The organism is Bradyrhizobium sp. S69 (assembly GCF_009766005.1).
Taxonomy (GTDB): domain Bacteria; phylum Pseudomonadota; class Alphaproteobacteria; order Rhizobiales; family Xanthobacteraceae; genus Bradyrhizobium.
The window spans coordinates 1-23,325 of record NZ_LMUK01000009.1 but is presented as its reverse complement, the minus strand read 5'-3'; the positions used below and the strand labels follow the sequence as shown (position 1 = coordinate 23,325).

Annotated in this window: 20 protein-coding genes; 12 read left to right on the top strand and 8 right to left on the bottom strand. The window is 62.4% G+C overall.

Annotated features, from left to right (window positions below; genetic code table 11):
- Positions 1 to 927, bottom strand: coding sequence for an urea ABC transporter permease subunit UrtB (gene urtB, locus GSQ88_RS02185; RefSeq protein ID WP_159005745.1), 927 nt, complete (start codon positions 925 to 927; stop codon positions 1 to 3).
- Positions 928 to 1,113: 186 nt separating this feature from the next.
- Complete coding sequence (urtA, locus tag GSQ88_RS02180) at positions 1,114 to 2,376, bottom strand: urea ABC transporter substrate-binding protein (protein ID WP_159005744.1); 1,263 nt, start codon at positions 2,374 to 2,376, stop codon at positions 1,114 to 1,116.
- A gap of 167 nt (positions 2,377 to 2,543) precedes the next feature.
- Here urtA and GSQ88_RS02175 point away from each other — a divergent pair, with 167 nt between their 5' ends.
- Entirely contained in the window at positions 2,544 to 5,918 is a 3,375-nt protein-coding gene (locus tag GSQ88_RS02175) for a hybrid sensor histidine kinase/response regulator (RefSeq protein ID WP_159005743.1), read from the top strand.
- Positions 5,908 to 6,837 carry a response regulator gene (locus GSQ88_RS02170; RefSeq protein ID WP_159005742.1) on the top strand — a complete coding sequence of 310 codons (930 nt, stop codon included), beginning with the start codon at positions 5,908 to 5,910 and terminating at the stop codon, positions 6,835 to 6,837. Before GSQ88_RS02175 ends, GSQ88_RS02170 begins: the two co-directional genes overlap by 11 nt.
- 252 nt (positions 6,838 to 7,089) lie before the next feature.
- Here the strand turns inward: GSQ88_RS02170 and GSQ88_RS02165 are convergent, their stop codons facing one another.
- Positions 7,090 to 7,854, bottom strand: coding sequence for a S1 family peptidase (locus tag GSQ88_RS02165; protein ID WP_159005741.1), 765 nt, complete (start codon positions 7,852 to 7,854; stop codon positions 7,090 to 7,092).
- Between the two features lie 155 nt (positions 7,855 to 8,009).
- Between GSQ88_RS02165 and GSQ88_RS02160 the strand changes: the two genes are divergently transcribed.
- Complete coding sequence (locus tag GSQ88_RS02160; RefSeq protein ID WP_159005740.1) at positions 8,010 to 8,957, top strand: AAA family ATPase; 948 nt, start codon at positions 8,010 to 8,012, stop codon at positions 8,955 to 8,957.
- A 5-nt stretch (positions 8,958 to 8,962) separates the two neighbouring features.
- Positions 8,963 to 10,330: a vWA domain-containing protein gene (locus GSQ88_RS02155; RefSeq protein ID WP_159005739.1), complete on the top strand. Its 1,368-nt coding sequence runs from the start codon at positions 8,963 to 8,965 to the stop codon at positions 10,328 to 10,330.
- 185 nt (positions 10,331 to 10,515) lie between these two features.
- On the opposite strand, the gene GSQ88_RS02150 is transcribed toward GSQ88_RS02155, so the two are convergent.
- From GSQ88_RS02150 to GSQ88_RS02140, 3 genes are read right to left on the bottom strand one after another with little or no spacing between them, the layout of a single operon-like run.
- Complete coding sequence (locus tag GSQ88_RS02150) at positions 10,516 to 12,744, bottom strand: xanthine dehydrogenase family protein molybdopterin-binding subunit (protein ID WP_159005738.1); 2,229 nt, start codon at positions 12,742 to 12,744, stop codon at positions 10,516 to 10,518.
- The gene (locus tag GSQ88_RS02145; RefSeq protein WP_159005737.1) at positions 12,741 to 13,238 is read right to left on the bottom strand and encodes a (2Fe-2S)-binding protein; all 498 of its coding nucleotides are present in this window, start codon (positions 13,236 to 13,238) and stop codon (positions 12,741 to 12,743) included. The genes GSQ88_RS02150 and GSQ88_RS02145 overlap by 4 nt, the downstream gene beginning before the upstream one ends.
- Positions 13,235 to 14,620, bottom strand: coding sequence for a cytochrome c (locus tag GSQ88_RS02140; RefSeq protein WP_159005736.1), 1,386 nt, complete (start codon positions 14,618 to 14,620; stop codon positions 13,235 to 13,237). The genes GSQ88_RS02145 and GSQ88_RS02140 overlap by 4 nt, the downstream gene beginning before the upstream one ends.
- A gap of 289 nt (positions 14,621 to 14,909) precedes the next feature.
- On the opposite strand from GSQ88_RS02140, the gene GSQ88_RS02135 reads away from it, so the two are divergent.
- Genes GSQ88_RS02135 through GSQ88_RS02120 form a run of 4 tightly spaced genes read left to right on the top strand, consistent with a single transcriptional unit; the run spans position 14,910 to position 18,253 of the window.
- Positions 14,910 to 15,635 carry a gluconate 2-dehydrogenase subunit 3 family protein gene (locus GSQ88_RS02135; protein WP_159005735.1) on the top strand — a complete coding sequence of 242 codons (726 nt, stop codon included), beginning with the start codon at positions 14,910 to 14,912 and terminating at the stop codon, positions 15,633 to 15,635.
- 10 nt (positions 15,636 to 15,645) lie between these two features.
- The gene (locus GSQ88_RS02130) at positions 15,646 to 17,421 is read left to right on the top strand and encodes a GMC family oxidoreductase (protein ID WP_159005734.1); all 1,776 of its coding nucleotides are present in this window, start codon (positions 15,646 to 15,648) and stop codon (positions 17,419 to 17,421) included.
- Positions 17,418 to 17,792 carry a c-type cytochrome gene (locus tag GSQ88_RS02125; protein WP_159005733.1) on the top strand — a complete coding sequence of 125 codons (375 nt, stop codon included), beginning with the start codon at positions 17,418 to 17,420 and terminating at the stop codon, positions 17,790 to 17,792. Before GSQ88_RS02130 ends, GSQ88_RS02125 begins: the two co-directional genes overlap by 4 nt.
- A gap of 2 nt (positions 17,793 to 17,794) precedes the next feature.
- Positions 17,795 to 18,253, top strand: a complete 459-nt coding sequence (locus tag GSQ88_RS02120) for a DoxX family protein (RefSeq protein ID WP_159005732.1) — start codon at positions 17,795 to 17,797, stop codon at positions 18,251 to 18,253.
- Between the two features lie 8 nt (positions 18,254 to 18,261).
- Here the strand turns inward: GSQ88_RS02120 and GSQ88_RS02115 are convergent, their stop codons facing one another.
- Positions 18,262 to 18,531 (bottom strand): phosphopantetheine-binding protein, encoded by a 270-nt coding sequence (locus GSQ88_RS02115; RefSeq protein WP_159005731.1) that lies wholly within the window; start codon positions 18,529 to 18,531, stop codon positions 18,262 to 18,264.
- Between the two features lie 351 nt (positions 18,532 to 18,882).
- Between GSQ88_RS02115 and GSQ88_RS02110 the strand changes: the two genes are divergently transcribed.
- From GSQ88_RS02110 to GSQ88_RS02100, 3 genes are read left to right on the top strand one after another with little or no spacing between them, the layout of a single operon-like run.
- Positions 18,883 to 20,112, top strand: a complete 1,230-nt coding sequence (locus GSQ88_RS02110) for an acyl-CoA dehydrogenase family protein (RefSeq protein WP_159005730.1) — start codon at positions 18,883 to 18,885, stop codon at positions 20,110 to 20,112.
- A gap of 40 nt (positions 20,113 to 20,152) precedes the next feature.
- Entirely contained in the window at positions 20,153 to 21,097 is a 945-nt protein-coding gene (locus tag GSQ88_RS02105) for an amino acid--[acyl-carrier-protein] ligase (protein ID WP_159005729.1), read from the top strand.
- Positions 21,098 to 21,118: 21 nt separating this feature from the next.
- A complete protein-coding gene (locus tag GSQ88_RS02100; protein ID WP_502706677.1) occupies positions 21,119 to 22,003 on the top strand; it encodes an acyl-CoA acyltransferase in 885 nt (294 codons plus the stop codon).
- Positions 22,004 to 22,175: 172 nt separating this feature from the next.
- Here the strand turns inward: GSQ88_RS02100 and GSQ88_RS02095 are convergent, their stop codons facing one another.
- Complete coding sequence (locus GSQ88_RS02095; RefSeq protein ID WP_349628198.1) at positions 22,176 to 23,051, bottom strand: branched-chain amino acid aminotransferase; 876 nt, start codon at positions 23,049 to 23,051, stop codon at positions 22,176 to 22,178.
- On the opposite strand from GSQ88_RS02095, the gene GSQ88_RS35480 reads away from it, so the two are divergent.
- Positions 22,978 to 23,160, top strand: a complete 183-nt coding sequence (locus tag GSQ88_RS35480) for a hypothetical protein (protein ID WP_246735028.1) — start codon at positions 22,978 to 22,980, stop codon at positions 23,158 to 23,160. The two genes, GSQ88_RS02095 and GSQ88_RS35480, sit on opposite strands and share 74 nt — an antisense overlap.
- Positions 23,161 to 23,325: the final 165 nt, after the last annotated feature.

The following is a 23,325-nucleotide window of genomic DNA, read 5'->3' as shown; positions in this document are numbered from 1 at the left end:
TTATTTTCGGACCTTGAGGGCGAACAGACCCTGCGGCCGCAGCATCAGAATTCCGACAACGGCGAGCAGTGTGATGACTTTCGCCATCGATCCCGACAGGAAGAACTCCAGCGTCGATTGGGTCTGCGAAATGCTGAAGGCGGATGCGATGGTGCCAAGCAGGCTGGCGGCGCCGCCGAACACCACCACCAGGAAGGTGTCGACGATGTAGAGCTGGCCGGAGGTCGGCCCGGTCGAGCCGATCATGGTGAAGGCGCTGCCGGCGATACCGGCGATGCCGCAGCCGAGGCCGAAGGTGTAACGGTCGACCTTTTCGGTGTTGATGCCGACCGCGCCGGCCATGATGCGGTTCTGCACCACGGCGCGGACCTGACGGCCCCAGCGCGATTTGTACATGAGATAGCCAACCACGGCCGTGATCAGCAATGTCAGCGTCATCACGAAGATGCCGTTGATCGGGATCTGAATGCTGTCGCTGAGATTCAGCGAGCCGAGCATCCACTGCGGCAGTTCGACACCGACTTCACGCGCGCCGAAAATCGAGCGATAGGCCTGCTGCAGGATCAAGCTCAAGCCCCAGGTCGCGAGCAGCGTATCCAGCGGGCGCTTGTAAAGATGGCGTATCAGTGCCCATTCCACGAGCATTCCGAGCGCACCGGAGACGATAAACGCCAATATCATCGCGAGGAAGAAGTAGCCGGCGAACAATCCGGGAAGATAGGCCTGGAAGAAATTCGAGGTCATCCAGGTGACGTAGGCGCCGAGGATCATGAACTCGCCATGGGCCATGTTGATGACGCCCATCTGGCCGAAGATGATCGCAAGACCGAGCGCCATCAGCACGTAGACCGAGAACAGGATCAGGCCGGCGAAGCCCTGCATGACGAAGATCGAGCCGAGATCACCAATCGAATAGTCGCCAAACATCGATGTCCTCCGTCAGGGAAAGTCCCGCGTCAGGGATAAGTCCCGCGCCGCGAGCCCATTCGCGGCGCGGGGTCTTCAAGCGCGGACTGCCAAACCATTTACAAAACGATTTGCAAAATCCGCGCCAGGGAGAGACGGCTCGGGAAGAACGCACGCGAGAGACCGCGCGTTCTTCCCGTAGCGCTCTTACTGGTAGCCCTTGGGGAACGGATCCGGCTCGACCAGATCCTTGGTCTCGAACACCAGTTCGAACTGACCATCGAGCTTGGCGCGGCCGACGCGGGTCTTCGACCAGAGATGATGGTTTTCATGGATCCGCACGTAACCTTCCGGCGCGCCCTTGAATTCGATACCGGGAGAAGCCGCCGCGATCTTGTCGACGTCGAAGCTGCCGGCCTTCTCAGCGGTTAATTTCCACAGCCACGGGCCCAGATAGGCAGCCTGTGTCACGTCGCCGATCACGGTCTTCTCGCCCCACATCTTCTTGAAGGCGGGAACGAACAGCTTGTTGTTCGGATTGTCGAGCGACTGGAAGTACTTCATGCAGGCATAGGCGCCAGCGATGTTCTCGCCGCCGATGCCGTCGATTTCGTCCTCGGTCACCGAGATCGTCAGCAGCAACTGCTTCGACAGGTCGATACCGGCCGCCTTGAGCTGCTTGTAGAATGCCACGTTCGAACCGCCGACGACGTCGGTAAAGATCACGTCGGGCTTGGTCAGCTTGATCTTGTTGATGACCGAGTTGAACTGGGTGTTGCCGAGCGGATAATATTCTTCGCCGACAACCTTGCAGCCCGTGAGATGTTGTTCGACGTGCTTGCGCGCGATTTTGTTCGAGGTGCGCGGCCAGATGTAATCCGAACCGACGAAGAAGAACGTCTTCGCACCATGCTCCTTGTTGATCCAGTTCAGGCCGGCAAGGATCTGCTGGGTGGCTTCCTGGCCGGTGTAGATCACGTTCTTGGACTGCTCGAGGCCTTCATAGAAGGTCGGATAGTAGAGCATGCCGTTATATTGTTCGAGAACCGGCAGCACCGCCTTGCGCGAGGCGGAAGTCCAGCAGCCCATGATCGCCGCGACCTTGTCGTTGACCAGAAGCTTCTTGGCCTTTTCCGCGAAGGTCGGCCAATCGCTGGCGCCGTCTTCCTGGATGATCTTGATCTTGCGGCCGAGGATGCCGCCGGCTTCGTTGATCTGCGCGATCGCGAGCTTTTCGGACTCGATCGAACCGGTTTCCGAGATCGCCATGGTGCCGGTGGCCGAATGCAGGATGCCCACGGTCACTTCAGTATCGGTAACCGCGAGTCCGGTGGTGTTGATCGCGGAGGTTGCCGGCGTGTCTGCAAAAGATGGGCGAGGAAGCATGGTGAGGGCGGGAATCGCCGCCATTCCCATCAGCAGCTTGCGGCGAAATGCCGACTGCAGCCCCTGTTTATTCTCGTCTGACATATCTACCCCGTTGATGTTCGAGTACGCACAATTGGCGGCACAAGAATTGCTGAGATTGTGCAGTGCACAGATACGCAAGATCGCGTATACTGCACCGCAAAATAGCGACGTAGATTTTGCGGCGGGGATTTTGCGCGCTTTTCCGCGCGGGGTTGAGGAGTTCAAGAGTGGCAGGGCGGCAGCGGATAGACCGCGTCAGGCGCCAATATAATCAGTGGGTTGCCAACCAGACGTTGGAAGATTACGCGCTGCGCTTCACCGCCAAGAGCGCACGCCGCTGGTCCGCCGCCCGCGTCGCCAACACCGCGCTGGGCGCGATCTCGTTCCTGGCGCTGGAGGCGATCGGCGGCACCATCACCCTCAATTATGGCGTCACCAACGCCACCGCTGCTATCCTTGTCGTCAGCGTCATCATTTTTTGCTGCGGGCTGCCGATCGCCTATCACGCCGCCCGATACGGCATCGACATCGATCTTCTGACCCGCGGCGCCGGGTTCGGCTACATCGGCTCGACCATCACGTCGCTGATCTACGCCTCGTTCACCTTCATCTTCTTCGCGATCGAGGCGGTGATACTCGCGACCGCCCTGGAGTTGTGTTTCGGAATCCCGCGCCCGATCGGCTATCTCATCAGCGCCATCGTGATCATTCCGCTGGTCACCTACGGCATCACGCTGATCAGCCGCTTTCAGCTATGGACGCAGCCGCTCTGGATCATTCTCAACATCCTGCCCTTTGCGGCGATCGCCTATGCCAATCCGCACTCCTTTGGCGAATGGCGTAACTTTACCGGCGAGCACGGCGATCCGACCGGTCATCTCGATCTGCTGCTGTTCGGCAGCGCCGCCTCGGTGGTGTTCGCGCTGGTGGCCCAGATCGGCGAGCAGGTCGACTTCCTGCGCTTCCTGCCGCGCGACCGCCGAACGTCACGCAAGGCATGGTGGATCGCGCTGCTCAGCGCCGGGCCGGGCTGGATTTTCGCCGGCGCGCTCAAGCTGATGGCCGGATCGTTCCTGGCCTTCTTTGCGCTGAGTCATGGCGTATCCGCCGAGCATTCCGCCGAGCCGGCGCACATGTATCTCGAGGCGTTTCGTTATGTGCTGTCGCAGCCGGATCTGGCGCTGGCGCTGACCGGCACGTTTGTGGTCCTCTCGCAGGTCAAGATCAATGTCACCAATGCCTATGCCGGCTCGATCGCCTGGTCGAATTTCTTTTCCCGCCTGACCCATAGCCATCCCGGCCGCGTGGTCTGGCTGGTGTTCAACGTGCTGGTGGCACTGCTGTTGATGGAGATCGGCGTCTACAAAGCGCTGGAACAGACGCTCGCGCTGTATTCCAACGTCGCCATCGCCTGGGTCGGCGCCCTGGTTGCCGATCTCGTCATCAACAAGCCGCTCGGCCTGCGACCGCGGCACATGGAATTCAAGCGCGCGCATCTCTACGACATCAATCCGGTCGGCGTCGGCGCGATGACGATCGCCACCGTGGTGTCGATCAGTGCCTTCTACGGCCTGTTCGGGCCGATGGCCAAAGCGCTGTCGCCGTTCGTGGCGCTCCTGGTGGCGCTGATTACCGCGCCGTTGATCGCTTACGCCACCGGCGGAAAATACTATATCGCGCGCAAGCCGAAGCGAAGCTGGCAAAATCTCGAAACCATCCAGTGCTGTATTTGCGAGCATTCGTTCGAGCCTGAGGATATGGCGTCGTGCCCCGCTTATGCCGGACCGATCTGTTCGCTGTGCTGCTCGCTTGACGCGCGCTGCCACGATCTCTGCAAACCGCATGCGCGGATCCAGTCACAGATCACCGAGACGCTCGGTTCATTATTACCGAAGCCGATCTACGCCACGATCAACTCGCAGCTCGGGCATTACCTCGGCGTGTTCGCCATTTCCGCCGGACTGGTCGGACTGACGCTCGGGATGATCTATCTGCAGACGTCCGCGGCCGCGATCCATGGCGACGATCCGCAATTGTCCGCCGTGTTGTGGAAAGTGTTCTTTGCACTGACGATCATCATCGGCGTGGTCGCCTGGCTGTTCGTGCTGGCGCAGCAAAGCCGGCGCGCGGCAGAGGAAGAGACCAAGCGGCAGACCTCGCTGTTGATCCAGGAAATCGACGCCCACAAGCGCACCGACATCGAATTGCAGCGCGCCAAGGAGGTCGCCGAGTCGGCCAATCTCGCCAAGAGCCGCTACGTCGTGGGCCTGAGCCATGAACTGCGCTCGCCGCTGAACGCCATCAGCGGCTATGCGCAATTGCTGGAGCAGGATTCAAGCCTGCAATCCAAGCCGCGCGATCAGGTGCGGGTGGTACGCCGCAGCGCCGATCATCTGTCGGGGCTGATCGACGGCATTCTCGATATCTCGAAAATCGAGGCCGGCCGGCTCTATCTGTCGCGCGACGAGGTTCGCCTCGGCGAGTTTCTCGATCAGCTCGTCGGCATGTTCCGGCTGCAAGCCGCGGCCAAGGGCATCGATTTCGTCTTCACCCGGCCGCCGGTGCTACCGGTCGTGGTGTACGCCGATGAAAAGCGGCTGCGCCAGATCCTGATCAATCTGCTGTCGAACGCCATCAAATTCACCCAGGCCGGCAGCGTGCGGTTTGTCGTCCACTATCGCAGCCCGGTCGCCGAATTCGAGGTGATCGACACCGGACCGGGAATTCGGGCCACCGACCTGGAGCGGATTTTCGCACCCTTCGAGCGCGGCGAACTCGGCGTCTCACAGCCACAAACCGGGACCGGCCTCGGGCTGACCATCAGCCGGTTGCTCGCGGGCGTGATGGGCGGCGACATCCAGGTCTCCAGCCTGGTCGGCAGCGGCAGCACCTTCCGCGTCAAGATGCTGTTGTCGGAAGTGCTCAATCCAACGCGGATCGCGCCGGTCGATGCCCCGGTGTTCGGCTATCACGGGCCGCGCAAGACCATCCTGGTGACCGACGACGATCCGATCCAGCGCGATCTCTTGCGCGAGGTGCTGACGCCGCTGGGCTTCATCCTGCTCAGCGCACCGGATGGACCGGCCTGTCTGGCGCTGGCGCAGCATTGCCGGCCCGATCTGTTTTTATTGGATATCTCGATGGCCGGCATGACCGGATGGACGGTCGCGGAAACACTGCGTTCGAACGGCCATCATCAGGCCCGCATCCTGATGGTTTCGGCGAGCGCGCTGGAGGCGCACGGCGCGCCGCTGGCGCAGCCGTTCCATGACGGCTATCTGATGAAGCCGATCGATATTCCGCGGCTTCTGGAAATGATCCGGCAGTTGCTCAAAATCGAGTGGCAATATGAGACCGACCAGATCGCGGCGCCACGCTGGACGCCGGACAGGGGTTCGCGGCCACCAGTGAAAGATGTGGAAGAACTGATTGATCTCGGGCAGATGGGCTACATTCGCGCCATCCAGGTCAAGCTGGACACACTCGGAAAAGAACACCCCGAACATGCCGCCTTCGTATCGCAAATGCGCATGCTGATCGACCGCTTCGATCTCGATCAGTACATGGCAACCCTGAAGACGCTGTACAGCTATGACCACTGAATCCAAAAAACGCGATGTCGCGCTGATCGTCGATGATTCGCCGGAAACGCTGCGGCTGTTGACCGACGCGCTGGATGGCGCCGGCATGACGGTCATGGTGGCGATGGACGGCGCGGCGGCGATGCGGATCGTCGATCAGATCACGCCGGACATCATTCTGCTCGACGCGGTGATGCCCGGCATGGACGGCTTTGAGACCTGCCGCCGGCTCAAGCGCGACGCCGGCCTGAGCAATGTGCCGGTGATCTTCATGACCGGATTGGCGGAGACCGAGCATATCGTGCACGGGCTCGAAGCCGGCGGTGTCGATTACGTCACCAAGCCGATCGTGATCCAGGAAATGCTGGCGCGGATCAGGGTGCATCTGGCCAATGCACGGCTGACCCAGAGCGCCCGCGCCGCGCTCGACGTCTCCGGACGATTTCTGTTCGCCGTCAGCCGGCAGGGCAAGATCATGTGGGCGACGCCGCAGGCCCAGAAATTGTTGTCGGATCACCTTCCCGCCGCCACCGATGACGAACTCGAGCTGCCGCCCTCGATGCTGCAATGGCTCGAACAGACTCAGAAAAGCAGCACCGGATCGAAAGCCCAGGCCACGGCGTCGTTTCCCGACAACCCGCAGCTCCAGTTGCAATACATGGGAAAATCCGGGCCCAACGAATTCCTGCTGCGCCTGGCCAAGGATTCCAGCCCGGATTTGCCGGCAAAATTCAGCAGCGAGCTCGGCTTGACCACCCGCGAAGGCGAAGTGCTGTCGTGGCTCTCCAAAGGCAAGACCAACCGCGACATCGCCCAGATCCTCGGCCTCAGCCCACGGACGGTCGACAAGCATCTCGAACAGATCTACGCCAAGCTCGGCGTCGAAAACCGCACCGCGGCGGCTGCCATTGCGACCAACGCGAGCCGACGGAATTCGTGAGGGACAGAAAACAAACTGACGTCGTCCCGGCCTTGAGCGTGTGGCGCTATCTCGGACGTCATCCCCGGGATGAACGCAATTGCGTTCACCCGTGAGGTGCGAGCTCTCCCGGCAGCGCACTTGCGCTGTCCGGTGCGAGCCTCGAAGGATGGCCGCGAGCACGGAGCCGAACAGCATCCTTCGAGACGCGGCCAAGTGGCCGCTCCTCAGGATGACGGTTCCGGTGTTTCCCGACGACCGCGAGGGGAAGTCCTACGGCACCGCCAACACCGAACCCCATTGCTTCGCCGTCTTCTCGATCCAGTCGCGGTACAGCGTCAGTGGCGTTACGCCGGTGAGGCCGCCGCAGCCGCCGGTGTTGTTGGGGCCGGTCGACCAGCTGATGATCCCGATGATCACCAGCTTGCCCCCTTGATCCTCGAATACCGGGCCACCGGAATCGCCGGTGCAGGCGCCCAATCCGGCGCGCGTGCCGCCGCCGGCCGGATCGACCAGCCGGATCTGCAACGCGCCGGGTTGGCCGGTCGCGACCAGAGCGGCGGATCGCACGACCCCTCCGCTTTTGCCGTCGCCGCGAATCGTAACGCCGATACCGGCGATGGTGAACGAATGGCCGGCCGCGAGCGGCAGCGTCGGCGCACCGATTGGCAACGGATTCTTTTTTGGTGTTTCGAGCTGCAGCAGGCTGACATCGGCCGTGGCGCGATGCGCCAGCATGGTCTGCATGTTGAAGCCGGGATGATCGGCGATGTTCTTCACGTCCCGTAGTTGCGGCTGGCGGTCCGCGCCGTAGTCGACGATCTTGTAGGTCGCGCCCGGCCCGACGCAATGCGCCGCCGACAGCACCAGATCCGGTGCGATCAACGTGCCGGTGCAGAAATTACCGCGCGAGCCCACAATGGTGACGACCGAACGGCCGACGCCGTCGGCCAATGGCGGCGCGTCGCCAACGATGGCCCAGGCGGGGCTGGTTGCGGCCAGCGCCAGTCCCGCGATCAATCCAGTGAAATTCCTCATCGCGGGAGAAATAGCCGTCAACGCGCCGATCGCCAAGGAGGGACACGGAATACAGGGGGTAATCCGCGACCTCTCATGCCCGAACGAGGCTTGTTCTTTGCCGGGAACGCAGGCAGAACCTACTGAAAATTGGGAAACATCCGGAGTTGGAACTGGTGGCTGAACTCAGTCCTGCGGCCTCGATCGAGGCAGTCGAAAGCGGTCTTGCGGCGCAGGGCTATATCGCGAGCCGGCAGATCGCGACCGCGGTCTATCTCGCCCAGGAGATCGAGAAACCGATCCTGGTGGAAGGGCCGGCCGGCGTCGGCAAGACCGAATTGGCCAAGGCGATCGCCGCATGGCGCGGGCTCAAGATGATCCGCCTGCAATGCTATGAGGGGCTCGACGAAGCCAAGGCGCTGTACGAGTGGAAATACGCCAAGCAGCTTCTGTACACGCAAATCCTGAAAGACAAGCTCGGCGAAGTGCTCGGCGGCGCCGACACGTTGCAGGCCGCGCTGGCGCAATTGCATGATTTCGGCGACGTGTTCTTTTCCAAGGAATTCGTCGAGCCGCGGCCGCTGTTGCAGGCGCTGGAGCAGCCGAAAGGCTGCGTGCTATTGATCGACGAAATCGACAAATCGGATGCCGAGTTCGAATCGCTGCTGCTCGAAATCCTCAGCGACTTCCAGGTCACCATTCCGGAGCTTGGAACCATTTCCGCGGTCGCCGCACCGACCGTGATCCTGACCTCGAACAGCGAGCGCGATCTCGGCGACGCGCTGAAGCGGCGCTGCCTGCATCTGCATATCGGCTTTCCCGAACAGAAGCTCGAAGAGCGCATCGTCGAGAGCCGGGTGCCCAACATTTCGCAAACCCTGCGCAAGCAGATGGTCAGTTTTATTCATGACGTCCGCACGCTCGATCTCAAGAAGCAGCCGTCGGTCAGCGAGACCATCGATTGGGCGCGCGTGCTGGTGCTGTTGCAGGCAAGTGAGCTCGGCCACGAGATGGTCAAGGACACGCTCAACGTGCTCTTGAAGTACGAGGCCGACATCGAAGCCACGCTGCCCCAGGTCACCAGCTTCGTTGCCAAGGCTTTGCGCCAGAACGCCTTCGGCTGAGCGCGATGAGAGAGAACCTGCACCGGTTCTTTCGCGCGGCGCGGGGAGCCGGCGTCCGGGTCTCGCCGGCCGAGAGCATCGACGCGATGCGCGCCGTCGCCAATGTCGGCTTTTCCGATCGGACCATCCTGCGCGACACCTTCCTGCTGACGCTCGCCAAGACCCAGGACGAGAAGCGCGCACTGGGCGAGTGTTTTGACTTGTTCTTCGATCAACCGGAGCTTTCGCAAAGCGCGCCCGAAAGCAGCAGCGAGGACGAATCCGACGCCGCCGAACCGCAAACGGCCGAGGGCGCGGCGGGAGAAGGGCAACCGGCGGAAGGTCTCGGCTCGCTGGCGCAGATGCTGCTGGCGCAGGATCGCAACGCGATCGCGGCTGCGATGGCCAATGCCGCGAGTGCGGCGTCCTTGTCCGATATCCGCTACTTCACCCAGCGCGGCATCTTCTCCGGCCGCATCCTCGACCAGATGGGCATCCAGCGCCTGCGCGACGATCTCGATGCGTTGACGGTATCAAATCCGGCTACGGCAGAACGGTTGGCGACGGCGCTGGAAGGGCTGCGCGATGCGGTGCGTGAAACCGTCTCGCAGGCGCTGTTGCTGTACGGCCGCGAGGAAACCGAAAATCTGCGCAACGAAATCCTGCGCAACGCGCCGCTGTCGCGGATCGAGCCACGGCAGGTCGAACAGATGCGGCGCCTGATCCGGCAGATCGCGCGGCGCTTGCGCGAGCGCTACAGCAAGCCGCGCAAACGACAACGCCGCGGCCATCTCGATGTGCGCCGGACCATCCGGCGCAATGCGGCGTGGGGCAGCGTTCCGTTCCTCACCGCCTGGAAGCGAAAGCACCGCGACCGGCCCAAGATCGTCGCGATCTGCGACGTCTCGGGGTCGGTGGCGCGGGTCTCCGATTTCTTCCTGCTGTTGATCCACAGCCTGCATGAGGTGGTGTCCGACGTCCGCTCGTTCGCCTTTTCCGGACATTTGATCGAGGTCAGCGACATCCTGGAATCGAAAACGCCGGAAGAGGCGATGGCCGACATCATGGCCAAGGTCGGATTCGGCTCATCGGATTACGGCAGTTCGTTCGCCGATTTCGAGAAGCAATGGATGAACTCGATCACGCCGCAGACCACCGTGATCGTGCTCGGCGATGCCAGGTCCAACAACCTCGATCCGCGCGCCGACATCCTGCGCCGCATCGGCGAACGCTCGAAACGGCTGGTCTGGCTCAATCCGGAAGGGCGCATGGCCTGGGGTTTTGGCGATTCCGAAATGCCGCGCTACCAGACCTTCTGCACCGTCGTGCGCCAATGCGCCACCGCGAAACAACTCGAACGCGCGGTGTCGGATATCGTGGCGACGTATCAGTAGGTTTGCCCCGCCTGTCGTCCCGGCGAAGGCCCGGACCCACCGGAACCGTCATCCTGAGGAGCGGCCACTTGGCCGCGTCTCGAAGGATGGTGTTCAGTTCGGCGCTTGCAGCCATCCTTCGAGGCTCGCAAGAGCTCGCACCTCAGGATGACGTCCGAGATAGCCTTCGCAGGGACGACAAAGAGCTACGCGTCGATCGCATCCTTGATGCGGCGGCGGGTCAGCGGCAGGTTGCGCAGCCGTTTTCCGGTGGCGTTGGCGATCGCATTGGCGATCGAGGCTGCGGCCGGCCCCTGCCCGGTCTCGCCGCTGCCGAGGAACGGCAGTCCGGGCCGGTTGATGATGTGGACGTCGATGCGGTCGGGCACCGAATTAAAGCGGGCGATCGGATAGGTTTGCCAGTCGATGCTGGTGATCCTGGTATCGTCGAAGGTCACGCTTTCAAACAGCGTCCAGCTCATCGACTGCACGATCGCGCCCTCAACCTGGTTTTTCAGCCCGTCCGGATTGACGGCCTGGCCGCTGTCGACCGCGGCGACCGCGCGCACCAGGCGCGGTTGTCCGGTTTCGCTGTTGATCTCGATCTCGGTGGCGATGGCGCAATAGGCCGCGAGATTCTTGTAGCGCGCGAAGGCAAAGCCATAGCCGCGCCCTTGCGGAGCCTTCTGTTGCTTCCGCCAGCCAAAACCTTCGGCCGCCTTGTTGATGACATCGCGGCCGCGACTATCCGCCAGATGCTTCAGCCTGAACTCGACGGGATCGGCTTCCGCCGCGTGAGCGAGTTCATCCATAAAGCTCTCGATCGAGAACACGTTGTGATAGGCGCCGAGCGCCCGCATCGCGGAGATCCGCAGCGGCATCGCCGGAATGAAGTGATGCACGACATGGGCGTTCGGGAAGGTGTAGATCGGGATCGCATTGCGGTCGCCGCCGCCTTCCGGCAGCGGCAACGGTTTGGGATCGGGCACCGCGAACGGCTGCGCCATGTGCTGCGCCGCCAGCATCGATCCGGCGCCGCCCGGCCGCATCGAATGGGTGTTGCTCCAGACCTCGAAATTCCAGTCGGCGATCGCGCCGTTGGCGTCGAGCGACGCCTTGAGTTTGGTCACCATCGCCGGGCCATACGGCTCCCAGCCATGTTCCTGGTCGCGCATCCATTGCACGCGGACCGGCACACCCGGCATCGCGCGCGCGATCAAGGCGGCATCGGCAGCGGCATCGTCGGCGCCGTTGTGGCCGTAACATCCGGAACCCTCGACATGGATCAGCCGAACGCGTTGCAGCGGCACGCGCAGCATTTCCGCGATGCCCTGGCGGTCCGGATAGACTCCTTGCGTGTGGGTCCACACCGTCATGACGCCGTCGGTGGATTGCGCGACCGCGCAGGACGGTCCGATCGAGCCATGCGACTGATACGGCCGCGTATAGGTCGCCTCGATGGTCTTGGCGCCGACGGCGGAGGGATCGTTGTGCTGGAAGATCGTCGTATCCTGCGACGGCAAACGGGTGAGAACGCGAAGCAAATCATCCTGCTTCGGCAAAGACGCCGTCTCTTTCCATTGCGCGGCCGCCGACAGCACGCGCATCGCCTTGACCGCCTGAAATTCTTTCTGAGCGACCACCGCGAGGAAATTGCCGTCGCGTACTACCTTGACGACGCCCGGCATCTTTACGGTCGCGGAAATATCGCACGCGGTCAATTGCGCGCCGTAGCTCGGCGGCCGCACGATGCGGGCGTGCACCATGCCGGGCAATCGCATATCCTGCACATAGGCCGCGCCGCCGGTGACCTTGGCCGGAATATCGAGCCGCGGCACCGGCTGGCCCATCACCTTGAATGTCGCGGGATCCTTCAGCTTCGATGTCGGCTGCGCCTGCACATGCAGAAGGTCGCCGGCGACCAGTTCGCCGTAGCCGATCCTGCGGCCATCGAATGAAATCACCGCGCCGTTCTCGGTGTGCAAACTTTCTTCCGGCACCTCAAACCGGCGCGCCGCTTCCGCCACCAGCAGCGCCCGCGCCTGCGCCGCCGCATTCTGGATCGCGGTGCCGCTGTCCTGCATCGAATGGCTGCCGGAGGTGTAACCCTCATTGGCGGTGCGGCCGGTATCGGCGGTGATCACCGTCAGCGACGCAAACGGAACATCCATTTCTTCCGCCGCGATCTGCTGGAACGCGGTTTTAAAACCCTGGCCGAGTTCGGCCTTGCCGGTGAACGCGGTGATGGCGCCGTCGGCGTCGATCCGGATCCAGGCATCCAAAAATGGCGCGTCTTTCAGGCTGCCAGGCAGCTTTGGCGGCGGAGCGGCGGGCGCGGGTTGATCCGCCGCATAGGCACTGGTCATCGAAAAACTGACGATCAGCGCGCCACCCCCGGCGAGCACGCGGCGGCGATCGATCACGGACGCGTTCATCGGACGCTCCCATCGATGGTTGACGATGCGTCAGCGGTCTCCATCAGCCGCGCGGCGCGATGCACCGCGCGCAGGATGCGCATATGCGTGCCGCAGCGGCACAAATTCGGCTCCAGCTCGGCGCGGATCTGTTCGTCGGTCGGCCTGGAATTCCGCTGCAGCAACGCCTGCGCGCGCATCATCATGCCGGCGATGCAATAGCCGCATTGCGCGGCCTGCTCCTCGATGAACGCGCGTTGGATCGGCGCCGGCGCTTCGATGGTCCCCAACCCCTCCAGCGTCGTCACCTGCTTGCCTTCGAGCAGCAGCAGCGGCGTCACGCAGGACAACACCGCCTTGCCGTCGACGATCACGGTGCAGGCGCCGCATTGGCCGAGCCCGCAACCGAATTTTGCGGCGTTGAGCTTGATTTCATCCCGTAACACATAGAGCAGCGGTGTATCCGGATCGGATTCGATCTGATGATCGCGACCATTGACCTTCAATGTCATCATCGTTTTTCTCGCCGCATTGATTCACGGGGCGCGTCGTGCGACCCCGATGATGTCTGGAGAAGTACGGGCTGGCTTTGTCTGGCGTCCGCCACCATCTTTTCAACGCCGGACCATGGCGGTTGGTTACTGAACCGGTCGCGCAGAAACTGCAAAAGCGTTGCGATCTGGCCGTCGTTCATGCTGGCGGCAAAGCCCGGCATGATCGGGCTGCGCTCGCCTTCGACAGGACGAATACCCGACAGCACGATGTTGATGGCATTGCGCGGATCAGGGCTGCTCAGCGCCGTCGAGAGGGCGAGATTGACCCCGCCATAGGGCAGCGCCCTGCCGGTCTCGTGGCAGGTCGCGCAGGCCGCCGCATAGATCGAGGCGCCGGCGGCGTTTACATTGGAATCCAAAGTCAGCGGTGCCGGTGACCTGGCCTGCGCCAGCACCGCTTCGCCGCGTTTCCTGTCGTCGATCGACGGCGCGCCGAAGACATCGGCCATATAGATCGCAATCGCGCGCACGTCGCTTTCGTTCACCGAGGACAGATTGCTGACGACTTCAGCCATCGGACCGCGCGCGGTGCCGTGATCGGGATGGAAGCCCTGGCGCAGATAGACATAGAGCGCCTCGGCATCCCACGGGACCGGCGCCGGCGATTGCTTGTTCAGGGCGAAGGCCTGCCAATTGTCGACGTCGCCGCCGGCGAACTGGGCGTTGCTGCGCTCCGCGCCCAGGCCGTTGCGCGGCGTGTGGCAGGCGCCGCAATGCGCCAGGCCTTCGCCGAGGTAGGCGCCGCGATTCCATTCCGCGCTCCTGGTGCTGTCAGGCTGATAGAGCCCGCGACGCAGGAACAACAGCTTCCAGCCCGCGATCACAAAGCGCTGGTCGAGCGGGAAGGACAATCGGTTGGCGCGCGGCGGCGCGTCGACCGGCGGTCGTGTCATCAGGAACGCGTACAGCGCCGCATCGTCCTCATCGCTGACATTGGTGAAGTGATCATAGGGAAAGGTCGGATAGAGATGCTGGCCGTCGCGATTGACCCCGGAGCGCATCGCACGACGGAAGGCTTCTTCCGGCCAGCGCCCGATCCCGGTCTGCACATCAGGCGTGATGTTCGACGAGTAGATCGTGCCGAACGGCGTCTGCACCGGCAGGCCGCCGGCAAAGCTGCCGCCGCCTTTCACAGTGTGGCAATCGTTGCAATTGCCGATCGCCGCAAGCTCACGGCCGCGTTTGACCAGGGCCGGATCGAACGAAGACGGCGCCGGCAGCTCGATCGCCGCAATCGCCGGCCGCCACGCCACCGCGAAACCGGCCGCCGCTCCGACCACAACGACGACGCCAATGACGCCTGCGATCATGCGCGGCAACCCCAGCGGCCTGTTACTTTGCATGGGGTTGTTTTCGATATTTTGGCAGCACGCCCGTCATTCGTCCCGTAAGCCTTTTATGATTGTCTAACGGCAAGCGCTGCTTAGCATAGATCCGCGCCATCGACCTTGTCGCCAGACGCCGATCACCGCCTGTTGACCTTGTTCGCTTGGGGTCCGATGGCCGCGCGTTCCTGCATCGCACAAACAAGGCTGAAATCTCGCCTTGCCGGGTTCAACCAAAAGCAGCATGCTGACAAAAAACAGCATGTCCTCTGGGTCGAGCTGACCTTGGGGGCAGGGGGAAGAAACCATGAAAAAGCCAGAGCTCGACCGGCGCGACTTCATCAAGGGCGCCGTGGTCGGCGGCGCCGCCGCCGCGGGCGCGACGACCGCGATAACCCCCATCGACATCGCCCAGGCCGAGCCTGCACCCGCCGCGCCAACGGCTGCGCCGCAGGCCGCCGGATATGAATTCCTCAACCTCGACGAAGCGGCCTTCATCGAGGCGATGGTCGATCACATGATCCCGGCCGACGACATCAGCCCGAAAGGCACCGATCTCGGCGTCAACATCTATATCGATCGCGCGCTCGCCGGCAGCTGGGGCAAGGGCGACCGCCTCTATATGCAAGGGCCCTGGAAGCCTGGCGCGCCGAGCCAGGGCTATCAACTGCCGCTGACGCCGGCGCAGCTTTATCGCGCCAGCATCGAGGCGGCCAACACGCATTGCCGCAAGACCTACGGCCAATCGTTCGACCGCCTTGAAGCGGCGCAGCGCGAGGAAGTGCTGGTCGGCCTCTCCACCGGCAAGATCAAATTCGACAGCGGCCTGCCGGTGCGGACCTTCTGGACCACGCTGTACCAGACCGTGATCGAAGGCATGTATTCCGATCCGATCTACGGCGGCAACCGCAACAAGGCGGGATGGGCGATTATCGGCTTCCCCGGCGCCATCGCGGTGCATCGCGACCATGTCGAGAGCTATCGCGGCAAGCCGTTCCCGAGCAAGCCGCTCGGCATCGCGGACCTGAGTTGAGGGGCGAGCTATGACCACGAAACTTAGAGAAGTCGACGTCGTGATCGTCGGTCTCGGCTGGACCGGCGGCATTCTGGCCAAGGAACTGACTGAGGCCGGCATGAAAGTGGTGGCGCTGGAGCGCGGCGGCATGCGGACCAGCGAGAACGACTATTCGCTGCCCAACATCCGCGACGAGCTGCGCTATGTGGTGCGCCACGACCTGATGCAGAACACCGCGCGCGACACCCTGACGGTGCGCAACAATCCGCAGCAGGAGGCGCTGCCGATGCGCCGGCTGGGATCGTTCCTGCCCGGCGAAGTGGTCGGCGGCTCCGGCGTGCACTGGAGCGGCCACACCTGGCGCTGGACCGACATGGAATTCAAGATCCGCTCCAACTACGAGGAGCGCTACGGCAAGAAATTCATTCCCGACGACATGACGATCAAGGATTGGGGCATCAGTTACGCCGAACTGGAGCCCTATTACGAAAAGTTCGAATATACCGCGGCGGTCTCCGGCAAGGCCGGCAATCTCGCCGGAACCATTCAGGCCGGCGGCAATCCGTTCGAGGCACCGCGCGCCCGCGACTACCCGCTGCCGCCGCTGACGCCGATCCTCGCCAGCGAGATGTTTTCCGATGCCGCGCGCAACGCCGGCTATCATCCGTTTCCGCGGCCGTCGGCCAATGCCTCGCAGCCCTACACCAATCCGGACGGCTCGAAGTTCGGCGGCTGCCAGTATTGCGGCTATTGCCAGCGTTTCGGCTGCGAGGCCAACGCCAAGGGCAGCGCGCATATGACGGTGATTCCGATTGCGATGCGCAATCCGAATTTTGAGCTGCGAACGCATGCCTGGGCCACCCGGGTCAACAAGGACTCCGACGGCAAGCGCGTCACCGGCGTGACCTACACCAATGTGCTCAACGGCGAAGAATTCGAGCAGCCGGCGAGCATCGTCTTGCTGTGCGCCTATGTCCTCAACAACGTACATCTGTTGTTGCTGTCAGGCATCGGCGCGCCGTACGAACCGGTCGCGCAAACCGGCGTGGTCGGCAAGAACTACTGCTACCAGACCGGTGCAGGAGCAACTCTGTTCTTTGACGGCAAATATTTCAACCCGTTCATGAACGCCGGCGGCTCCAACGCCACCATCGACGACTTCAACACCAATTGGGCGTTCGACCGCGCGCCGCATGATTTCCTCGGCGGCTTCAATGTCTCGGGCGGCTTCAACACCGCGCTGCCGATAGGCTACCGCCCGGTGCCGTCGGGCACGCCGCAATGGGGCACGGCCTGGAAGCAGGCGACCGCGAAATGGTATCAGACCGCGATGACGATCAATGCCAGCGGCAGCGTGATGGCCAACCGCTATAATTGCTTCGACCTCGACCCGACCTATCGCAATGCGTTCGGCCAGCCGTTGATGCGCATGACGTTCGACTACAAGGACAACGAGCACAAAATGGGCGTCCACGCCGCTGGCGTCATCAACGACATCGCCAAATCGATGAATCCGACCAAGCTCAATTCGGCGACCGCGCGCACCGATCCCTGGACCGTGGTGCCCTACCAAAGCACGCACAACACCGGCGGCGCCATCATGGGCAGCAATCCCCGCGACAGCGTGCTCAACAAATATCTGCAGAGCTGGGATTGCCACAATCTGTTCGTGATCGGCGCCAACGCGTTCCCGCATAATTCATCCTACAACCCGACCGGACCGGTCGGCGCGCTGGCCTACTGGACCGCGGACGCGATCAAGAACCACTACGTGAAAAATCCCGGCCCGCTGGTGCAGGCATGATCAACGCTAGCCGTGCGACGGCGGCGCTGTCGGTGTTGCTGCTGTCAGGGGCTGCCCGCGCCGACGGCGATGCCGCGCGTGGCGAAGCCCGTTTTCAGGATTGCGCCGCCTGCCACAGGCTTGAGGCCGGCGCTAATAATGTCGGACCGAGCCTGCATGGCATTTTCACGCGCAAGGCCGGCGAGATCGCCGATTTCAGGTATTCGCCGGCCATCAAGCGCAGCGGCATCGTCTGGACACCGGAGACGCTCGACAAATTCATCACCGATCCGCAAGCTTTGGTGCCCGGCAATCGCATGCCCTATGCCGGCATGGCCAATGCCAGCGACCGCGCCGATCTCATCGCCTATCTCACAAAGGCGTCGCAATAGGAATGAGTACCGATCAAGGTAGCGGCGATCATAATCGCACGACCTTCGCCGCGCATTTCGGCAGCGCCGCGATGGCGCCTTACGGGCTTTTTCTGCTGCGCGTGGCGATCGGTATCGACTGGATCGTACATGCGTTCCTGAAAACCAGCCGCGGCATGAACACCCACGAGGCTCTGCTGGCGAAGAACGGCATCACGCCGCTGCTGGCCTGGCCGACATTCAGCCTCGAGGTGATGGGCGGACTGGCGATCCTGCTCGGCTGGTACACAAGGCAGTGGGCCGCGTTCCTGCTAATATTTTTAGGCGTCGTGGTCTGGATCAAATGGCCGGTGGGCTGGACCTATTCCAACCCCGGCGGCGGCTGGGAATACCCGCTATTCTGGTTGATTGCCCAGGCGACATTGGCGTGCGCCGGCGGCGGTGCCTTCGCGCTGCAACGGACAACGCCCCCGCAAATCTGATTTTCAGATCAGGCCGCCGCCGACTGGAGCTGAGCGACGATCATCCGTTCCAGTGTTTTGACCGACTGGAAATTCTCGGGCGTGATCTCCGATTGCGGAATCGTGAAATCAAACTCGGCCTCGACGCCGAGCATCAGATTGACCATGTCCATCGAGGTAAATCCGACATCCACCAATAGCGAGTCCGGATTGATTTCCACGGTCATCGCATTTTGCTGAAGGATCGTCTTGACCAGCGCCAGGATGCGGGTTTGAACGTCGTCACGAAAAGCTGTCATCTCGATATTCCATCTGCCGTCGCATAGTCGGACAATGCCGCGTTGGTGGTACTATTAGCGTCGGCTATCTTTGAAAAATAGTAAATCTCGTTTGACGCAAACCGTCATTCCAGTCTTAACGCTAATGGCGATTACGCAAACGTTTACGCGGTTGCAGAAATATGCGGGTATTAACGCACGGTTGATTAACCGACAATTTTGAAATGAAAACCGTTTACCCTGAATTTCGTCGACGCATTTGAATTAAATCCTTAGCCTTACACGGTATCGGGCGCTGCAAGCGATCGATGTGACACCGAGCCAAACTCAGCGCCGGTGCTCCGCACCGATAGAACCTGGAGACATACCGGCATGAGCGTGCAAGAAGCCAGGCTCCGCGATTCCGCCGCGGATCATTCCAGCGAACAATTCCTTCTCGATCGAAACTCGTCGTTTTTGCCGCGCACGGCCGCGGTAGCCGCGGTCGCGGCGGCCGAGGCCGTCGATGTCGATCGCGCCGCCCGCTTTCCGCAGGCTGCCATCGACGCCGCGCGACAGCAAAAACTTCTGGGAGCCCAGATCCCGACCGCGTTCGGCGGCTACGGCGCCTCGGTCTTCGACATCACCGACATGTGCTACACGCTGGGCCGCGCCTGCTCGTCGACGGCGATGATCTTTGCGATGCACCAGACCAAGGTGGCTTGCCTGGTTCGGCACGGCACCGGCAGCGCCTGGCACGAAGCGCTGATGCGTCGGGTGGCATCGGAACAAATGTTGCTGGCCTCTTCGACGACGGAAGGTCAGAACGGCGGCAACATCCGTTCCAGCTCGGCCGCCATCGAGGGCGGCGCGACCGGCATCTCGCTGGTGCGCAACGCGACCGTGATTTCCTACGGCGCGCAGGCCGATGGCATCGTCACCATCGCCCGCCGTGCCAACGATGCCGCCGCATCCGATCAGGTGCTGGTGGCGTTCACCAGGGACGATTACACGCTCGAGCGCAGCCTCGAGTGGGAAACGCTCGGCATGCGCGGCACCTGTAGCGCCGGCTTCGAGCTGAAGGCGACCGGTTCGTCCGAGCAGATATTTCCGGAATCCTATGACAAGATTCACGCGCAGACGATGACGCCGATCGCCCATCTCTGCTGGTCCTCGGTCTGGGCCGGAATTGCCGCGGCCGCGGTCGAACGCGCCCAGATGTTCATTCGCAAGGCCGCGCGCGGATCCGGCGGCCAGATGCCGCCCGCGGCCGCACACTTTACGGCCGCCAAGATGAACCTGACCAAGCTGCGCGCCATCGTCACGTCGGCGCTGGATAGCTATGCCGTCCATGAGCATGACGAACGCGGACTGTCCTCGCTCGACTTCCAATCGTCGATCAACCTGCTCAAGGTCGAGGCCTCCGAACTGGCGGTCACCACCGTCATGAGCGCGATGCGGGCCTGCGGACTTTCGGGATATCGCAATGACGGCGACTTCACCATCGGCCGCCAGCTTCGCGACGTGCTGTCGGCGCCGGTGATGATCAACAACGACCGCATCCTCAGCAACATCGCCACCGCGAGTTTGATGAGCAGCGTACCGACCAGCCTACGTGATTGATTGATTGAACTGGCATAGCCGCAACAAGGGAAGCCCGATCATGAATATTGTCGTTCGGACCACATCGCCGGAAACCGCGCCGCAGCCGGCCGATCCGCTGGATCATCTTGCCGATATCCTGTTCCACAAGATGGGAACCGACGGCGTTTACGCCCGGACCGCGCTTTACGAGGACATGGTCGAGCGGCTGGCCGCGCTGATCACGCGGAATCGCGAGCCCAATACCGAGGTGATGCGCTTTCCGCCGGTCATGAACCGTGGCCAGCTGGAGAAATCCGGCTATCTGAAGAGCTTCCCCAACCTGCTCGGCTGCGTTTGCGGCCTTCACGGCACCGAGCGTGAAATCCATTCCGCGGTCAGCCGTTTCGATGCCGGTGGCGACTGGACCACATCGCTTTCGCCCGCCGATCTCGTGCTCTCGCCGGCGGCCTGCTATCCGGTCTATCCGATTGCCGCGGCGCGGGGCCCACTCCCCCCCGGCGGCCTTCGTTTCGACGTCGCCGCCGATTGTTTCCGCGCCGAGCCGTCGCGTCATCTCGACCGGCTGCAATCGTTCCGGATGCGCGAATATGTCTGCATCGGCAGCCCGGACGACGTCTCAGATTTCCGCGAACGCTGGATGGTGCGCGCCCAGGCCATCGCGCGCGACCTCGGCCTCAGCTTCAAGGTGGATTATGCCAGCGATCCGTTCTTCGGCCGTGTCGGCCAGATGAAGGCGGTCAGCCAGAAACAGCAATCGCTGAAGTTCGAGCTGCTGGTGCCGCTACGCTCCGAGGAACAGCCGACCGCCTGCATGAGCTTCAACTATCATCGCGACCATTTCGGCACCACCTGGGACATCACGGATGCGAACGGCGAACCGGCGCATACCGGCTGCGTCGCGTTCGGGATGGATCGGCTCGCGGTGGCCATGTTCCATACGCACGGAACCGATCTCGCCAAGTGGCCGGTCGAGGTGCGCAAAATGCTCGACCTCGAGCCGTAACATTGCTGCAAGGCTGACCCGTTGACGATCGTGGCGCAAAAACTTCGATGCCGGGAGATTTCCGAAGCCGATATCGATGCGGTCGCGGACCTGTTGACACGTGGGTTTGTCGGCCGCCCGCGTGACTACTGGATACGGGGATTGCGCCGCCAGGCCGCGCGCGAGGTTCCCGACGGCTACCCGCGCTTCGGCCACATGCTCGACTGCGACGGCCTGCCGGTCGGCGTTCTCCTGTTGCTGTATACGGCGCGCGCCGACGGCGCGGAGACGTCGATCTATTGCAACCTGTCGAGCTGGTATGTCGAACCGGCGTTTCGGAATTACGCGCCGCTGCTGACCAAGATTGCGCAGAAGAACGCGGAAGTCACCTACCTCAATATCAGTCCCGCGACCTGGACCTGGCCGATCATCGAGGCGCAGGGTTTTGTGCCCTATTGCCGTGGATTGTTCTTCTCGTTGCCGGCGCTATCGCGCATCAAACCCGGCATGACCGTGGAGACCGTCGCAGCCGACGCCCGAACCATCGAAGGGCTATCCAGCAGCGAGGCCGAGCTACTGACCCGGCACGCGCGCTATGGCTGCCTCAGCCTGATATGCCGCACGGCTGGCGGCGACGCGCTGCCCATTATCCTGTTGCCGGTGCGAATCCGGCGCGGATGGATCGCACCGCCGGCGATGCAACTGATCTATTGCCGCGACATCGCCGACTACGTGCAATGCGCCGGCGCCATCGGCCGTTTCCTCATCCGCCATGGCAAGATCTCGGTGCTGCTGGATTCCAACGGCGCCGTACCGGGCCTGATCGGGATCTATACCGAAGCGCGCGGCCGCAAATACTTCAAAGGCCCGCATCGCCCGCGCCTGGCCAACCTGACCGACACCGAACTCGTGCTGTACGGACCTTAGTGCATCACAACGGGCTATCCCCCTCATCCTGAGGAGCCGCGGAGCGGCGTCTCGAAGGATGTAGCCGGGAAATCGACACTGGAGCCATGGTTCGAGACGGCGCTTACGCGCCTCCTCACCATGAGGGTTTAGCACCGGTGGCTGACGGGTTTCGCGAAGAGCTCAACCCAACCTACAGCCTATCGATTCGAGCGTGGGCGAACGCCCAATAGAGCTTGCGGGCGCGGTGATAAAACGGTCCCGGCTGCAGCGATCGGTCGTCGATCCGGATCACCGGGGCGACCTTGGCGAAATTTCCGCTGGAGAAGATTTCATCGGCGCGCAGGAAATCATCATAGCGGAGCGTCGTCTCGATCACCGTAACACCATCGGCACGCAATAGCCCCACCACACGCTGCCGCGTGATGCCGTTGAGAAACGTGCCGTTCGGCACCGGGGTATAGACCACGCCGTCCTTGGCCATGAAGACGTTCGAATTGCCGAATTCCGCGACATTGCCGAGCATGTCGAGCATCAGGCAGTTGCCAAATCCCCTCGCCTGCGCCTCGATCAGCGCACGCGAATTGTTTGGGTACAGACACGCCGCCTTGGCATCGACCGGTGCGCTCTCCGCGGTGGGCCGGCGGAACGGCGACAATGTGATCGCATTGCCGGTCGGCTGCGGCATCGGCGCCGCATAGATGCAGAGGCACCAGTTGGTCGTTTCCGGGTCGAACAGCACGCCGCCACCGCTGCCGTTCTGCGCCCAATACATCGGCCGGATATAAAGTTCCGCGTTGGCGCCGAAGCGCGCGATACCCTCCCGCGCGAGACCGAGCCAGGTTTCGGTTTCGACAACCGGCTTGAGCTTGAAATTGATTGCGGATTGATTGATCCGCGCGCAATGCCGGTCGAGATCCGGCGCCACGCCCTCGAAAGCGCGCGCGCCGTCGAAAACCGTCGAGCCCAGCCACGCCGCATGGGTGCGCGGTCCCATGATCGGCACATTGCCTTCGTGCCACGCCCCTTCGAAGAAGGTCCAGGTTTCTGAAAATTTCGGCTCTGAGATTTTGGGCTGCGAAGAATTAACCGTTGCCGCCGTTTCCGCCATCATTGCCACCACGCCCTGCGCCGCCGGTACCGGCGGAAATCCACGGCACTATCGGCGAAATTGCTAAGAATTTCGTTTCGGGCTTACGCTCGACGTCGCGACGAACCGCGAGCGTTCGCAGGTCCAGCCAGGCCCGGTTACCGGCGTCGACACGACGTTACCGAATCGCAACTTTTCAATTAAAATTTTAATCAATTGGTTCGTCTCCATTAGGGTTATTTCATCAATCTAT